Source organism: Streptomyces sp. NPDC008001 (assembly GCF_042958085.1).
In the GTDB taxonomy this organism is placed as follows: Bacteria; Actinomycetota; Actinomycetes; order Streptomycetales; family Streptomycetaceae; genus Streptomyces.
This window is the reverse complement of the sequence record NZ_JBIBIZ010000010.1, coordinates 124,532-138,243: the sequence shown is the minus strand read 5'-3', so window position 1 is coordinate 138,243 and position 13,712 is coordinate 124,532. Positions and strand designations below refer to the sequence as shown.

Annotated in this window: 11 protein-coding genes; 10 read left to right on the top strand and 1 reads right to left on the bottom strand. The window is 73.2% G+C overall.

The genetic code is table 11. From position 1 onward, the window contains the following. Positions 1 to 24: 24 nt before the first annotated feature. From ACFZCD_RS26625 to ACFZCD_RS26585, 9 genes are all read left to right on the top strand, one after another. Positions 25 to 1,449: an RsmB/NOP family class I SAM-dependent RNA methyltransferase gene (locus ACFZCD_RS26625; protein WP_391835081.1), complete on the top strand. Its 1,425-nt coding sequence runs from the start codon at positions 25 to 27 to the stop codon at positions 1,447 to 1,449. 255 nt (positions 1,450 to 1,704) lie between these two features. Beyond that, a complete protein-coding gene (rpe, locus tag ACFZCD_RS26620; protein ID WP_391835079.1) occupies positions 1,705 to 2,391 on the top strand; it encodes a ribulose-phosphate 3-epimerase in 687 nt (228 codons plus the stop codon). A gap of 102 nt (positions 2,392 to 2,493) precedes the next feature. Next, positions 2,494 to 3,534: a sugar-binding transcriptional regulator gene (locus ACFZCD_RS26615; RefSeq protein WP_391835077.1), complete on the top strand. Its 1,041-nt coding sequence runs from the start codon at positions 2,494 to 2,496 to the stop codon at positions 3,532 to 3,534. A 349-nt stretch (positions 3,535 to 3,883) separates the two neighbouring features. After that, on the top strand, positions 3,884 to 5,116 hold the full coding sequence (locus tag ACFZCD_RS26610; RefSeq protein WP_391835075.1) for a cytochrome P450: 1,233 nt from the start codon (positions 3,884 to 3,886) through the stop codon (positions 5,114 to 5,116). Between the two features lie 97 nt (positions 5,117 to 5,213). Then, positions 5,214 to 6,389: a 4-hydroxyphenylpyruvate dioxygenase gene (hppD, locus tag ACFZCD_RS26605; RefSeq protein ID WP_391835073.1), complete on the top strand. Its 1,176-nt coding sequence runs from the start codon at positions 5,214 to 5,216 to the stop codon at positions 6,387 to 6,389. A 50-nt stretch (positions 6,390 to 6,439) separates the two neighbouring features. Beyond that, a complete protein-coding gene (locus tag ACFZCD_RS26600; RefSeq protein ID WP_391835071.1) occupies positions 6,440 to 7,288 on the top strand; it encodes an oxidoreductase in 849 nt (282 codons plus the stop codon). Next, positions 7,285 to 8,808 carry a CoA transferase gene (locus ACFZCD_RS26595; RefSeq protein ID WP_391835069.1) on the top strand — a complete coding sequence of 508 codons (1,524 nt, stop codon included), beginning with the start codon at positions 7,285 to 7,287 and terminating at the stop codon, positions 8,806 to 8,808. Before ACFZCD_RS26600 ends, ACFZCD_RS26595 begins: the two co-directional genes overlap by 4 nt. Further along, complete coding sequence (locus tag ACFZCD_RS26590; RefSeq protein WP_391835067.1) at positions 8,805 to 10,481, top strand: FAD-binding oxidoreductase; 1,677 nt, start codon at positions 8,805 to 8,807, stop codon at positions 10,479 to 10,481. Before ACFZCD_RS26595 ends, ACFZCD_RS26590 begins: the two co-directional genes overlap by 4 nt. A gap of 54 nt (positions 10,482 to 10,535) precedes the next feature. Next, positions 10,536 to 11,651, top strand: coding sequence for a prephenate dehydrogenase (locus tag ACFZCD_RS26585; protein ID WP_391835629.1), 1,116 nt, complete (start codon positions 10,536 to 10,538; stop codon positions 11,649 to 11,651). A gap of 66 nt (positions 11,652 to 11,717) precedes the next feature. Here the strand turns inward: ACFZCD_RS26585 and ACFZCD_RS26580 are convergent, their stop codons facing one another. Next, the gene (locus ACFZCD_RS26580; protein ID WP_391835065.1) at positions 11,718 to 12,299 is read right to left on the bottom strand and encodes a CGNR zinc finger domain-containing protein; all 582 of its coding nucleotides are present in this window, start codon (positions 12,297 to 12,299) and stop codon (positions 11,718 to 11,720) included. Positions 12,300 to 12,370: 71 nt separating this feature from the next. Between ACFZCD_RS26580 and ACFZCD_RS26575 the strand changes: the two genes are divergently transcribed. Further along, positions 12,371 to 13,630 (top strand): MFS transporter, encoded by a 1,260-nt coding sequence (locus tag ACFZCD_RS26575; RefSeq protein ID WP_391835063.1) that lies wholly within the window; start codon positions 12,371 to 12,373, stop codon positions 13,628 to 13,630. The last annotated feature ends 82 nt before the right edge of the window (positions 13,631 to 13,712 follow it).

The window sequence follows — 13,712 nt, the reverse complement described above, 5'->3', positions numbered from 1 at the left end:
CACCCCAGCCCCGGAGCACCTTTCGTGAACGACCGCCCAGCCCGCCGCCCCGCAAAGCCCTACCGCCGGCCCAAGAAGGACCCGGTGCGGATCCTCGCCTTCGAGGCGCTGCGGGCGGTCGACGAGCGGGACGCGTACGCGAACCTGGTCCTGCCGCCGCTGCTGCGCAAGGCCCGGGAGAACGGGGACTTCGAGGCGCGGGACGCCGCGCTCGCCACGGAGCTCGTCTACGGCACGCTGCGCCGCCAGGGCACGTACGACGCGATCATCGCGGCGTGCGTCGACCGGCCGCTGCGCGAGGTGGACCCGCCGGTCCTGGACGTCCTCAGCCTCGGCGCCCACCAGCTGCTCGGCACGCGCATCCCGCCGCACGCGGCCGTGTCCGCGAGCGTGGAGCTGGCGCGCGTCGTGCTCGGCGACGGGCGGGCGAAGTTCGTGAACGCCGTGCTGCGGAAGATCACCGCGCACGACATGGACGGCTGGCTGGAGGAGGTCGCCCCGCCGTACGACGACGACCCCGAGGAGCACCTGGCCGTGGTGCACGCGCACCCGCGCTGGGTCGTCTCCGCCCTGTGGGACGCCCTCGGCGGCGGCCGCGCGGGCATCGAGGACCTGCTGGAGGCCGACAACGAGCGGCCCGAGGTCACACTGGTCGCCCGGCCGGGGCGCGCGACGACGGAGGAGCTGCTGGCCGCGGTCGGCGAGGACTCCGCGCTGCCGGGCCGCTGGTCGCCGTACGCCGTACGGCTCGCCGAGGGCGGCGAGCCCGGGGCGCTGGACGCGGTCCGGGAGGGCCGGGCCGGCGTCCAGGACGAGGGCAGCCAGCTGGTCGCGCTCGCCCTCGCGTCGGTGCCGGTGGACGGGCCGGACACCCGCTGGCTGGACGGCTGCGCCGGGCCCGGCGGCAAGGCCGCGCTCCTGGCGGCGCTGGCCGCCGAGCGGGGAGCGGCGCTGCTGGCCTCCGAGAAGCAGCCGCACCGCGCGCGTCTGGTGGGCCGGGCGCTCGCCGGGAACCCCGGCCCGTACCAGGTCATCGCCGCCGACGGCACGCGGCCGCCGTGGCGCGAGGGCGTCTTCGACCGGGTCCTCGTCGACGTGCCCTGCACCGGGCTCGGCGCCCTGCGTCGGCGCCCGGAGGCCCGCTGGCGGCGCCGCCCGGAGGACGTCGCCGGCTTCGCCTCGCTCCAGCGCGACCTGCTGCGCGAGGCGCTGCGTGCCGTGCGGGTGGGCGGCGTCGTCGGCTACGCCACGTGCTCGCCGCACCCGGCGGAGACGAAGGCCGTCGTGGACGACGTGCTGAAGCGGGACGGCGTGAGCGCGGAGTGGATCGACGCGCGCCCCCACATGCAGGGCGTTCCGGCACTGGGCGAGGGGCCGGACGTACAGCTGTGGCCGCATCTGCACGGCACGGACGCGATGTATCTGGCGCTGCTCCGCCGCACCGCCTAGCGGCGGGCTTCCGGGTTTCTGCTGCAGCCGGGGCTGGTCCGGCACCGCCGGGCTCCGCCGCGGTGGCCGGTCGCCGTTGCGGCGGCACAAAGCGAAGAGGCCGTGCCTCTTCGTTCCGCCGCCGCCGCGGCGCGTAACCCCCGCCGTGGCTGATCGCCGCCGCGGCGGCACGGAGCAGCACGGAACCGTAGGGGCCGCGCCCCTTCAAGCAGGCCCCCGCACAACTGAGCGCGGCGGGCATGGCAGGCTTAAGGCATGGCCGTGCAGATCAACCCCAGCATCCTGTCCGCTGACTTCGCCCGCCTCGCCGACGAGGCGGAGGCGGTGAAGGGCGCCGACTGGCTCCATGTGGACGTCATGGACAACCATTTCGTCCCCAACCTCACCCTCGGCATGCCGATCGTCGAGTCGCTGAGCCGCGCCACGGACACCCCGCTGGACTGCCACCTGATGATCGAGGACCCGGACCGCTGGGCCCCGCAGTACGTCGAGGCCGGCGCCGGGTCGGTGACCTTCCACGTGGAGGCCGCCGCCGCGCCCGTGCGGCTCGCGCGGGAGATCCGGGCGAAGGGGGCCCGCGCCTCGATGGCGCTGAAGCCGGCGACGCCGATCGAGCCGTACGAGGACCTGCTCCCCGAGCTGGACATGCTGCTGATCATGACGGTCGAGCCCGGCTTCGGCGGTCAGGCGTTCCTGGACATCATGCTGCCCAAGATCCGCCGCACCCGGGAGCTGATCTCGCGGCACGGCCTGCAGATGTGGCTGCAGGTGGACGGCGGTGTCTCGGCGGAGACGATCGAGCGGTGCGCGGAGGCCGGCGCGGACGTGTTCGTGGCCGGATCCGCCGTCTACGGTACGGAGGATCCGGCGGCGACCGTACGGGCCCTGCGCGCCCGGGCGAAGCAGGTCACGGCCGGTGCGGCCTGGGCCTGCGGGCACTGAGGGGGGCACCGCGCTCGCCCGAAATGCTGAGCGCGAAGGTCAAGGTCTGATCAAGGACCGCCGTTTCTGACAGGATGACGGTGGAGTCCAAGCTCGAACAGCATGAAGAACAGTGAGGAGACGGTGGTGTCGACGGGCCGTTCAGCCGCGCCGATGGGGCCCGCCGAGCTGGTACAGGCGGCGGCCATGGCCCGCCGCTTCTACCTCGAGGGCAAGTCGAAGATCCAGATCGCCGAGGAGTTCGGCGTGAGCCGCTTCAAGGTCGCCCGGGTGCTGGAGACGGCGCTCGAACGCGATCTCGTGCGGATCGAGATCCGGGTTCCCGCCGAGCTGGACGCGGAGCGCTCCGACGCGCTGCGCGCCCGCTACGGCCTGCGCCACGCGGTCGTCGTCGAATCCCCGGCCGACGCCGCCGACGACGCGCCCGACCCCGAGAACCTCGGCGAGGTGGCGGCGGACCTGCTCGGCGAGCTCGTGCACGAGGGCGACGTGCTGGGCCTCGCCTGGGGCCGCTCGACCATTCACATGGCCGCGGCCCTGCACCGGCTGCCGCCGTGCACCGTCGTCCAGCTCACCGGCGTCTACGACGCGGGCACGGCGGAGCGCGGCTCGGTGGAGGCCGTGCGCCGGGCCGCGCAGGTCTCCGGCGGCGAGGCGCACCCGATCTACGCGCCGATGCTGCTGCCCGACCCGGCGACGGCCGCCGCGCTGCGCGGCCAGACGGGCATCGCGCGCGCCTTCGACTACTTCGACAAGGTGACCGTCGCGGCGGTCTCCATCGGCTCGTGGGCGCCCGGCATCTCGACGGTCTACGACATGCTGACCGAGGAGGAGCGGGCCCACTACGCCTCCCTCGGCGCCGCCGCCGAGATGTCCGCGCACCTCTTCGACGCCGAGGGCCGCCGGATCGGGCGTGACCTGGGCGAGCGCTGCATCACCGTGGAGGCCGACCGGCTGCGCCGGATACCGGAGGTCGTCGCCATCGCGGGCGGCCTGCGCAAGGCCGCGGCCATCGGCGCGGTGCTGCGCTCCGGGCTGGTCACGAGCCTGGTGACGGACACCGCCGCCGCCGACTATCTGCTGCTGGAGACCGGCCCGGGACCGCGGCCGGCGCTCGACCGGGCGGACCCGGACGGGTTGTAGCCGCAGGAGCGGGCGGGGAGCACCCCGGCAGGGAGCGGGCGCACGTGCCACCGGGCACGGCGCCCGCTTTTTCCTTTCCGGTTCCGTCTTGTTCCCTTCGCGTTTTCAGCTTTGTAAGAACGCAGGGCGGAACTTTGCATTCCATTGGTTAATTCACCGGTCGGCGATCCGGTTTTCCGGGCGTGTGACCGAGGTCATGGGTGCTCGCCCGTTCCTTCCTCAGCCAATTTCACCAGCGAAGACAAGCAAACCCTAATGGCTCCAGTAGACAAGATTGCTTGACACTGCAAATTCGCCTCAGCAGACTTAATTTCCGTGCACAGCAGCTTCCGGAAAGGACGTCCTGAAGGTGAATGAAGACAAGACACTCCAGGTGCGGTCCTACCCATTCGGCGAGCCGTCCGGTCTCGAATTGGACCCGCTGTACGCGGAGCTCCGCGAAAACGAGCCGCTGAGCCGGGTGAAACTCCCGTACGGCGACGAGGCCTGGCTCGCCACCCGCTACGCGGACATCCGCAAGGTGATGACCGACAACACCTTCAGCAGGGCGGAAACGCTCCACCGGGACGAGCCCCGGATCGGCGAGGAGGTCGTCGACCGCGGTCTGCTGTCGATGGACCCGCCGGACCACACCCGGCTGCGCCGCGTCGCCAACGCCGGCCTCACGCCCCGGCAGACCGAGCGGCTGCGCCCGCTCACCGAGCAGAAGGCCGACGAACTGCTCGACGCGCTCGCCCGCAAGGAATCCCCGGCGGATTCCCCGACCGACCTGATGGCGGAATTCATCAACCCGCTGGCGGTCACGGTCATCTGCGAACTGCTCGGCGTGCCTTTCGAGGACCGTGCAGATTTCCAGGAATGGTCCCAGGCGGTGGTTTCCACCACCTCGCTCTCCCCGGAGCGGATGAGCGAATACATGGGAAATCTCCACCGCTACATGGCGAAGCTGGTCGGCATCCGCCGCAGCGAACCGACCGACAGCCTCCTCAACGGCATGATCCAGGCCCGGGACGAGGACCCCGAGCGGCTCACCGAGGACGAGCTGGTGCTGGTCGCGGTCCGCCTGCTCGCCCCCGGCGTGCAGAACACCGTGCTCACCCTGGCCAACTTCGTGCTCACCCTCATGCAGCACCCGAAGGAGTTCGACCGCATCCGGTCGAACCCCGAGCTCGTGCCCACCGCCGTCGAGGAGCTCATCCGCTACGTCCCCTTCCACACGTCGACGATGTTCCCCCGGTACGCGACCGCGGACGTCGAGCTCGGCGGGACGGTCGTGCGCGCGGGCGAGGCCGTCGTCGGCTCGATCTGCGCCGCCAACCGGGACAAGGACGTCTTCGGCTCGCCCGAGGAGCTCGACTTCGAGCGCAGCCCCAACCCGCACCTCGGCTTCGGCCTCGGCGCCCACTTCTGCCCCGGCGCGCACCTGGCCCGGATGCAGCTGCAGGTCGCCATCGCCGCCCTCGCCCGCCGCGTCGAGGACCTGCAGCTCGCGGTCCCCGAGGAGGAGCTCAGCTGGAAGCAGGGCATGGTCGTGCGCTGGCTCGACGCCCTGCCCGTCACCTGGTCCCGCATCAGCGACTGACCGGCCGGCCCCGCAGCACGCGGATCCCCCCGAACCCCTTGGTCTCCCCCGACCTCCCTTGATCCCTCTTGCCCCACGACAGAGACGGGAACAACCGATGAACGCCGCCACCACGACCCTGGCAGCCCCCTCCTCCGCCCCGCTGGCTCCCCCCGCCGCCCTCGCCGCCGACCCCTTCCCGCTCCTCGGGAACGACGCGGTCGTCTTCGCCGTGGGCAACGCCTACCAGGCCATGCACTTCTACCGGACCGCGTTCGGCATGCGCGTGACCGCCTACCGCGGCCCGGAGACCGGCACCCCCGAGACCGTCTCCTACGTGCTGGAGTCGAAGGACGTCCGCTTCGTCGTCACCTCCCCGGTCCAGCCGGAGTCCGGCCCCGGCCGCGTCCTCGCCGAGCACATCGCCGCGCACGGCGACGGCGTCACCGACGTCGCCCTGCAGGTCCCCGACGCCCGCGCCGCGTACGCCCACGCCGTCGCGCGCGGCGCGCAGGGCCTCGCCGAGCCCCACGAGCTGACCGACGAGCACGGCACCGTCACCCTCGCGCGCATAGCCGCCTACGGCGACACCGTCCACACGCTCGTCGACCGCACCCGCTACGACGGCCCCTACCTGCCGGGCTACGAGGCCGTCGACCCCGGCCGCTTCGGCCCGCAGAGCGAGCCGCTGTTCGAGCTCATCGACCACGTCGTCGGCAACGTCGAGCTCGGCGCCATGAACAAGTGGATCGACTTCTACCAGGAGGTCATGGGCTTCACCCAGATCCAGGAGTTCACCGACGAGGACATCGCCACCGAGCTCTCCTCGCTGATGTCCAAGGCCCTCGGCGACGGCAGCGGCAAGGTCAAGTTCAACGTCAGCGAGCCGGCCGCCGGCAAGCGCAAGTCGCAGATCGACGAGTACCTGGAGTTCTACGGCGGCCCCGGCGTGCAGCACATCGCCCTCGCCACCGACGACATCGTCGCCACCGTGCGCGCCATGAAGGCGGCCGGCGCCGAGTTCCTCACCACCCCGGGCGCCTACTACGACGTCCTCGCCGAGCGCATCGGCGACATGCGGGTGGCCGTGGACGAGCTGCGCGAGCTGAACATCCTCGCCGACCGCGACGAGGACGGCTACCTGCTGCAGATCTTCACCAAGCCGGTCCAGGACCGCCCCACCGTCTTCTTCGAGATCATCGAGCGGCGCGGGTGCAAGGGCTTCGGCAAGGGCAACTTCCAGGCGCTGTTCGAGGCCATCGAGCGCGAGCAGGCGCTGCGCGGCAACCTCTGACCCCACCGCACCGACGAAGCACCACGCACAACCTCTGGAGAGCTGATCACATGACGGTGTGGTTCATCACCGGCGCCTCGCGCGGCCTCGGCCTGGAACTCGTCCGGGCCGCACTGGCCCACGGCGACCGGGTCGTCGCCGCGGTCCGCGACCCGCGCGCCCTCGCGGACACCCTGCCGGACACCACCGGCAACCTCCTCGTCCTGCCGCTCGACGTCACGGACGAGGAGCAGGCCCGTACGGCCGCCGCCCGCGCCGCCGAGCACTTCGGCCGGATCGACGTGCTGGTGAACAACGCCGGCTACGGGGTGGTCGGGGCGATCGAGGAGACCTCGGACGACGAGGTCCGCGACCTGTTCGAGACGAACGTCTTCGGGCTCCTCAAGGTCACCCGCGCCGTCCTGCCCGTCCTGCGGGCCCAGCGCGCGGGCCACGTCATCAACATCGGCTCCGTCGGAGGCTTCGCCCAGGGCCCGGGCTCGGGCATCTACGGGGCCAGCAAGTTCGCCCTGGAGGGCATCACCGAGGCCCTGCACGCCGAGGTGGCCGCCCTCGGCATCAAGGTCACGGTGGTCGAACCCGGCCAGATCCGCACCGACTTCTTCGACGCGTCGAGCCTGCGCCCCGCCGCGCACACCATCGACGACTACGCGGAGACCGCCGGCGCCCGCCGCACCGACTTCGCCCGGACCAACCACCGCCAGCCCGGCGACCCGGTCAAGGCCGCGCAGGCCGTCGTGGCCCTCGCGCACACCGCCGAACCGCCGCTGCGGCTGCCGCTGGGCAGCGACAGCGTGGCCCGCATCGAGGCCAAGCTCGCCCACGTCGCCGGGGAGCTGGAGGCGTGGCGGCATGTCGCCCTGTCCACCGACTACGACACGGCGGAGGCGCGGGCGTGAGCGGGAACCCCACCGGGCAGGACGGTCTCACCGCGCGGATCGAGAAGGCCCTCGCCGCCCCGGCGACCGACGACGCCTTCGACGTCCACGCCGCCCTGGAGGACGTCCTCGCGGGCGTCGGCATGACCGCCGCCGACACCGGCGGCACCATCACCTTCGAGGGCGCCGACCCCGTCGTACCCTCCACCCTGCGCCTGGGCGCGGCGGCCGGGATCGCCCTCGTCGCCAAGTCCGCCGCCGTCGCCAAGCTGTGGCGGCTGCGCGGCGGCGCGGGCCAGGACATCTCCATGGACCTACGGGTCGCGCCGCACCGGCTCTGCCCCTTCTACGACCGCAAGTGGGAGCTGATCAACGGCAGCCCGCTCAGCGAGTCCTCCAACCCCAGCAACGCCCTCGGCTGGGCCTTCTACCGCAGCCGCGACGGCCGCTGGATGATGCCGCAGAACATGTACCCCAAGATCAAGGTCGAGGCGCAGCGGTTCCTGGGGGTGCCGGACGACGCCGACGCCGTGGCCGCGGCCATCGCCGCCCGCGACGCCCGTGAGCTGGAGGAGGCGGGCAACGCCGCCGGCATCGTCATGGCGATGCTGCGCGAGACCCGCGAGTTCCTCGCCGAGCCGCAGTACCGCGACGTCCTCGCGCACGCCCCGCTCATCGAGATCGAGAAGATCGGCGACAGCGACCCCGAGCCCCTGCCGCCGGGCGCCGCCCAGCCGCTGGACGGGATCCGCGCCCTGGGCATGGGCCACGTCATCGCCGGCGCCGGGATCGGCCGCGCCCTCGCGCTGCACGGCGCCGACGTGCTCAACCTCTGGCGCCCGGACGAGCTGGAGCACGAGCGCAGCTACATCAGCGCGAACGTCGGGGTCCGCTCCACCTACCTCGACCCGTACGGAGCCGAGGGCTCCGAGCGCCTCCGGACGCTCCTGCGGGGCGCGGACGTCTTCTACGCCAACCGCCGCCCCGGCTACCTCGACAAGATCGGCATCTCCGAGCAGGAGGCCGCGGCCCTGCGGCCGGGCATCGTCTACGCGACGAACTCCCTGGCGGGCCGCACGGGCCCGTGGGCCGGCCGGATCGGCTTCGACCAGACCGCCGGCAGCCTCACCGGCATCATGAACCTCGAAGGCGACGGCGACCGCCCCCAGCTGCCGCCCGTCCAGGTCGTCAACGACTACATCACCTCCTGGCTCACCACCGTGGGCATCGTCGAGGCCCTGGCCCGCCGCGCCCGCGAGGGCGGCAGCTACCGCGTCCACGTCTCCCTCGTCCGGGCCGCCCTGTGGATCCTGAGCATGGGCGTCTTCGACCGGGACTACGCCCACCAGGTCGCCGGATCGAGCCCCCGCCACCTCTACCTCGACCCCGAGACCTTCACCGCCGACACCCCGCTGGGCGCCTACCAGGGCGTCACGGACCAGGTCCGGATGTCGGCGACGCCCGGCGGCTACCGGCAGGTGCTCGTGCCGCGCGGCTCCTCCCGCCCCGAGTGGCTGACCGACGAGAAGAGGCCCGCATGACCGGACCGAGCAGGAGATCCCTCCTCGCGGGGACCGTGGCGGGCACCGCCGCCGCCCTCACCGCCCGCCCCGCGGCGGCCGCCCCGGCCGCCGCGCCCGGCGGCCTCGCGGGTACGGCCGCCCTGCCGGCCGTCACGGTGGGCCCCGGGGACCCCCGCTACGGCGACCTCGTCGTGGGCAACAACGCCCGCTGGGTGGGCAAGCCGGAGACCGTGCGGCTCGTGAGCACCACCGAGCACGTCGTCCGCGCCGTGCAGGACGCCGTCGACGGCAGGAAGCGGATCTCGGTCCGCAGCGGCGGCCACTGCTACGCCGACTTCGTCTTCAACCCGCAGGTGCAGACCGTCATCGACATGACGCCGATGAACGCCGTGTCCTACGACGCCGCGCGCCGGGCCTTCTGCGTCGAGGCCGGGGCCACCCTCCTCGACGTCTACGAAGCCCTCTACAAGGGCTGGGGCGTGACCATTCCCGGCGGCCGCTGCCACTCGGTCGGCGTCGGCGGGCACGTCAGCGGCGGCGGCTACGGCATGCTCTCGCGCAAGCACGGGCTCACCGTGGACCACCTGTACGCCGTCGAGGTCGTCGTCGTGGGGGCCGACGGCAAGGCGCGCCCCGTCGTCGCCACGCGCGAGCAGGGCGACCCGCACCGGGACCTGTGGTGGGCCCACACCGGAGCGGGCGGCGGCAACTTCGGCGTCATCACCCGCTACTGGTTCCGCTCGCCCGGCGCCAAGGGCGCCGACCCCGCCGCCCAGCTGATCCACCCGCCCAAGGAAGTGCTGGTCAGCGCCCTGGCGCTGCCCTGGGGCGCACTGGACGAGAAGGCCTTCACCGGGCTGGTGCGCAACTACGGCACCTGGCACGAGAAGAACGCCGGAGCCGACTCCCCCTACGCCTCGCTGTGCAGCTTCCTGACCCTGTGCCACCAGGCGAACGGCAGCGTCAGCCTGCTCACGCAGATGGACGCCGGCGTGCCGGGCGCGGAGGAGCTGCTGCACGACTACATCGCGGCGGTCACCGCCTCCCTCGGCAAGGGGACGGCCCGGCCCATGACCGGCCCGGCGGGGGAGAACGTCCCCATGCCGGACCTCTTCCACCCCCGCCGGCTGCCCTGGCTCACCGCCACGAAGTTCCTCGGCACGAACAACGCGGCGCTGGTCAACCCGACCCTGCGGGGTGCGCACAAGTCCGCGTACATGCGCAAGACCTTCACCGACGGGCAGATCGCCGCCATCCACCGTCACCTGACCCGCACCGACCACCGCAACCCCAGCTCGATGGTGTCGCTGCTGTCCTTCGGCGGGCGGATCAACTCCGTGCGCCCGGGGGACACCGCCTCCGTGCAGCGCGACTCGGTCTACAAGGCCCTGTTCCAGTCCCTGTGGGCGGACCCGGCCGACGACGACGCGAACGTCCGCTGGACCCGCGAGTCCTACGCCGAGGTGTTCGCCGCGACCGGCGGCTATCCCGTCCCCGGCCCGGCCACCGACGGCTGCTACATCAACTACGCGGACACCGACATCACCGATCCCGCCTGCAACAAGTCGGGAGTGCCCTGGCAGACGCTCTACTACGGCGGCAACTACCCGCGCCTGCAGCGGATCAAGGCCGCCTACGACCCCGGGAACGTCTTCCGGCACCCGCAGTCCATCGCTCTGCCGACCCCGTAGCCCCGGCCCGATCCCGTCGGGACCGGCTTCATCCGAAAGAGGGCGTGAACCGTGATGCGCACGATGGCAGTAGTCGGCACCGGGCTGATCGGCACGTCGGTGGGGCTCGCGGTGAGCCGGCACGGCGTGACCGTCCACCTCATGGACCGGGACGAGACGGCGGCCAGGACCGCGGCGGCGCTCGGCGCCGGGGTCCTGGCCGCCCCCGACGGGCCGGTGGACCTCGCCGTGCTCGCGGTCCCGCCCAGCCAGCTCGCGCCCGTCCTCGCGGAGCAGCAGATGCGCGGGCTCGCCCGGGCCTACACCGACGTCGCGAGCGTGAAGTCCGTGCCCGAGCGGCACGTGCTGGCCGGGCTCGGCGACGCCTCGTCCTACGTGGGCGGCCACCCGCTGGCCGGCCGGGAGAAGTCGGGGCCGCTCGCCGCCCGGGCGGACCTCTTCGAGGACCGCTCGTGGGTGCTGACCCCGTCGGAGGCCACCTCGCAGGAGACCCTCAACCGTGCCCTGGAGGCGATCTCCCTGTGCGGTGCCGTGCCGGTGCTGATGGGCAGTCAGGAGCATGACGCCGCCGTGGCGCTGACCTCCCACGTGCCGCACGTGGTGGCCAGCCTCATGGCCGCGCGCCTGCAGCACGCGCCGCGGGAGGCGTCCCGGCTCGCCGGGCAGGGGCTGCGCGACGTCACCCGCATCGCCGCGGGCGACGCCCGGCTGTGGTGCGACATCCTGCAGTCCAACGCCGCCGCCGTGGCGGGCGTCCTGCGGGAGCTCCAGGCCGATCTCACCGATCTGCTGGCCGCGCTCACCGAGCTGTCGGCCGCGCCCGCGGGCGGCAGCCCGGGCGGCGTCGCGGAGCTCACCGGCCTCCTGGACCGGGGCATCGCCGGGATGAGCGCGATCCAGGGCCGCGGCGGCGCTCCGGCCGCCGGCCCGGTGCGGCTCCGGGTGGTCCTCGGGGACCGGCCGGGGGAGCTGGCGCGGCTGCTCGCCTCGGTGGCCGGCTTCGGCGTCGGGGCGGACGACGTCTCGCCGCGCGGCGGCGGCCCGGGCGGGCTGGAGGTGGAGCTGGCCGTGGCTTCCCTCAGGGCGGAGGAAGTGCTGCACAGGCTCGTACGGGACGGCTTCGAGGCGGAGCGGGCCGACCGGCGCGTGCTGGCGGGCGCCCTGCCGTAAACCTCCCACCAGCGACGAGCGGGGCGGGCCGGATCCATCCGGCCCGCCCCGCTCGTCGTCGTCGGGTCAGTGCGCCCGCGCTCGGTGCTGCGCGGCCTTCGCGCGGTTGCCGCAGCCCGCCATCGAACACCAGCGGCGCCGCTTGCCCGCCGACTTGTCGACGAACCGGGCGCTGCAGTTGTGCCCAGCGCAGATGCGCAGCCGCGGCCGGGTGTCCCCGCCGCCGAGCAGCATCGCCGCGTCGACGGCGATCCGGCACAGCGCCCGCCGGGCGTCCGGCGGCGCGGTGTCCGCGCGGAAGACGGCCGTGCCGTCCTCGACGTCCAGGCGCGAGGGGTGCTCCGCGAGGCGCGTGAGCCACTCGTTGATCGTCCCGGCCGCGGCCGCGGGGAAGGCCTCGCCGGCGACGACCGACCGGTACCCGGCGTCGACGGCCTCGCGCAGCTCCCGCGCCTGCACGAGGAGCGCCTCGTCCACCGCGACGCCCTCCGGGGTGAGGCCCGCGGCGGCGAACCACTCGGCGAGGTCGGCGGGGTGCACGAGCAGCTCCCGGCCGCCCTTGAAGCGGTCGCGGAGGGTGTTCACGAAGTCGGCGCTCAGCCGGCCGCCGTACCAGACCCAGCGATCTTGTACCTGTTCCACAGCCATAACCCCATGGTAGGTTACCCGGACCCAGTAACCGTACTACCGGTTAGCAGGACCGGGAGAGAGGTTGTGCGATGTCCCAGCAGGCAGTGGCCGGAGCGTCGAAGGCGGGGTGGTCGGGGGCCGCGAAGGTCTGGCTCCTGGCCCTCGGCATGTTCGCGATAGGCACGGACCTGTTCATCGTGTCCGGGCTGCTGCCCGCGCTCGGCGACGAACTGCACCTGTCGACGGCCGCGGCCGGCCAGACGGTCACCGTCTTCGCGATCACGTACGCCGTCGCCGCGCCGATCCTCGCGAGCGTCACGTCCCGGCTCGACCGGCGCACCCTGCTGCTGGCCGTGCTCGTCGTCTTCGCCGTCGGCAACGCCCTCTCCGCCTTCGCCCCGAACTACGCCGTGCTGCTCCTGAGCCGGGTCGTCGCCGGCGCGGCCGCCGCGCTCTACGCCTCCACCGCGTCCGCCGTCGCCGCCCGCATCACCGCGCCCGAGCGCCGCGGCCGCGCCCTCGCGATCGTCTACGCGGGCATGACCAGCGCCATCGCCCTGGGCGTCCCGATCGGCAACGCCATCGGCGAGCTCTCCTCGTGGCGCTGGGCGTTCGGCTTCGTCGCCCTGCTCGCCCTCGTCACCGCGCTCGGCGCCGCGGCCGGCATCCCCTCCGTGGCGGGCACCGCGGGCCTCGGCGTCCGCGAGCGCCTCGGCGCCGTGCGCATCAAGCGCGCCCCCACCGCCATGCTGACCACCACGCTCTGGGTCGTCGGCACGTTCGTCGTCTACACCTACCTCGGCACGATGCTGGAGAAGGTCAGCGGTGCCGCCGACGCGGACCGGACGTGGCTGCTCCTGCTGTTCGGCATCGGCAGCTTCGCCGGCGTCATGGGCGGCGGCCGCCTCGCCGACCGCGTCGACTCCACCCGCGGCCTCGCCGGCACGGTCGCCGTGCTCGCAGCCGTTCTCGCGGCGCTCACCCTCGCCCTGCAGTCCGTCGTCGGCGCGGCCATCGGCCTCGCCGTCTGGGGCCTCGTCCACTGGGCGAGCTTCCCGCTCATCCAGCACCGCCTGCTCGCCATCGGCGGCAAGAACGGGGACATGCTCCTCGCGCTGAACAACAGCGCCGTCTACATCGGCCAGACCGCGGCGGCCGTGGTCGGCGGCCTCTTCGCCGATGCCGGCCACCTGCGGCAGCTGCCCCTGGCGGGCGCGGGCTTCGAGGTGCTCGCCCTCGTCGTCCTCGCGATCGGCGCACGGGCGGCGGTCCGTACGGAGAGCGGCGCAGCGGCCACGGTGGCGGCGGCACCGCAGACGTCCGCCGGGCCCGTCGACTCCCGCTCCTGACCCCACTCAGGAGTCCACCGGGAGCCGGCAGAGGAACTTCAGAAGAACCTCAGAGGAATCGGCAGAGAAATCGGCAGGGGAG

What these genes read in the sequence shown, in the direction of transcription:
- rpe (WP_391835079.1), top strand. Translation starts at nt 1,705, where the DNA reads ATGGCCGTGCAGATCAACCCCAGCATCCTGTCCGCTGACTTCGCCCGC.
- ACFZCD_RS26600 (WP_391835071.1), top strand. Translation starts at nt 6,440, where the DNA reads ATGACGGTGTGGTTCATCACCGGCGCCTCGCGCGGCCTCGGCCTGGAA.
- ACFZCD_RS26575 (WP_391835063.1), top strand. Translation starts at nt 12,371, where the DNA reads ATGTCCCAGCAGGCAGTGGCCGGAGCGTCGAAGGCGGGGTGGTCGGGG.
- ACFZCD_RS26580 (WP_391835065.1), bottom strand. Translation starts at nt 12,299, where the DNA reads ATGGCTGTGGAACAGGTACAAGATCGCTGGGTCTGGTACGGCGGCCGG.
- ACFZCD_RS26585 (WP_391835629.1), top strand. Translation starts at nt 10,536, where the DNA reads ATGCGCACGATGGCAGTAGTCGGCACCGGGCTGATCGGCACGTCGGTG.
- ACFZCD_RS26590 (WP_391835067.1), top strand. Translation starts at nt 8,805, where the DNA reads ATGACCGGACCGAGCAGGAGATCCCTCCTCGCGGGGACCGTGGCGGGC.
- ACFZCD_RS26615 (WP_391835077.1), top strand. Translation starts at nt 2,494, where the DNA reads ATGAAGAACAGTGAGGAGACGGTGGTGTCGACGGGCCGTTCAGCCGCG.
- hppD (WP_391835073.1), top strand. Translation starts at nt 5,214, where the DNA reads ATGAACGCCGCCACCACGACCCTGGCAGCCCCCTCCTCCGCCCCGCTG.